Below are 1270 nucleotides of genomic sequence, written 5' to 3'. Positions count from 1 at the left end.
TGACGTGACCCCCAGCTTTCCTCCAGCTGGGATTAGAGCCGGGCGGTTGTTTTGCGCATGAGCGCGGTTGAAGCAATGGGCTGCGCAGCGGAGCCCGTAGGGCGTAGCGGAGCAGGCCATTGCTTTTGCAGTTCGGCGGCGAACGCCGCCGGGGTCTCGTATCCAAGGGCCGAGTGCGGTCGTTCTCCGTTGTAGTCTTCCACCCACGCGGCGATCTCGGCGCGGGCGTGATCCAGGCTGAGGAACAGCGTCTCATTGAGCAGCTCGTCGCGCATGCGGCCGTTGAAGCTCTCGACATGGCCGTTCTGCATCGGCTTGCCCGGCGCGATGTAGTGCCACTCCACGCCGATCTCCCCGCACCATGACAGCACGGCATTGCTGGTAAGCTCGGTGCCGTTGTCGCTGACGATCATCCCCGGCTTGCCACGCTTCGCGATCAGCTCGGTCAGCTCCCGCACAACCCGGCGCCCGGAGATCGAAGTGTCCGGCACCGCTGCCAGGCACTCCCTGGTCACGTCATCGACGACGTTGAGCACCCGGAACCGCCGGCCTGACGCCATCTGATCGTGCACGAAGTCGAGGCTCCAGCGCTGGTTCGGCAGGGCCAGAACCGGCGCTGGAGCTCTGGTCCCGACGGCACGCCGACGACTGCGTCGTCGCCTGACAGCCAGTCCCTCCTCCCGGTAGATCCGCTGGGTCTTCTTCCGGTTGATCATCACGCCCTCCCGGCGCAGCAGGATATGCAGGCGGCGATAGCCGAACCGCCGACGTCGGTTCGCCAGCTCCCGCAGCTTCTCTCTCAGCTCGGCATCGTCGCCTCGCGTCGAGCGGTAGCGCACGCTCTTGCGATCGGCATCGATGACACGGCACGCCCGTCGCTCGCTCATCCCGTGGCAGGCCTGGAGATGAGCCACAGCTTCCCGCCTGGCGGCGGGCGTCACCACTTTTTTGACAGAAGATCCTTCAGCGCTGCCTGATCCAGCATCGCATCCGCCAGCAGCCGCTTGAGCTTCGCGTTCTCGTCCTCCAGCGCCTTCAGACGCCGAGCCTCGGACACCTCGAGCCCGCCGTACTTCGACTTCCAGTTGTAGATCGTCGCTTCTGAAACTCCGTGCCGACGCGCCAGGTCGGCAGGCTTCGCTCCCGCCTCCGCTTCCTTCAGCACGCCGATGATCTGCTCTTCCGAAAACCTCTTACGCTTCATCTCGTCCGTCCTTCCATCAGGGCCGGACTCTAATCGAACGTGGAGGAAAATCAGGGGGTCAGGTCA

Annotated in this window: 1 protein-coding gene; it reads right to left on the bottom strand. The window is 64.7% G+C overall.

Going from position 1 to position 1270, the window contains the following annotated elements; all coding sequences use genetic code 11:
• Positions 1–32: 32 nt before the first annotated feature.
• Positions 33–1204 (bottom strand): IS3 family transposase gene (locus tag JNO53_RS15260; protein ID WP_203113637.1). Its coding sequence is split into 2 segments (ribosomal slippage): positions 33–952 and positions 952–1204, totalling 1173 coding nucleotides; the frame shifts between segments, so codons are not numbered across the junction.
• Between the last annotated feature and the right edge of the window lie 66 nt (positions 1205–1270).

The sequence above is a fragment of the Altererythrobacter sp. C41 genome, assembly GCF_016803135.1.
In the GTDB taxonomy this organism is placed as follows: domain Bacteria; phylum Pseudomonadota; class Alphaproteobacteria; order Sphingomonadales; family Sphingomonadaceae; genus Pelagerythrobacter.
Note: the sequence above shows the minus strand (reverse complement) of the source record. Positions and strands in the feature narration are given on the sequence as shown.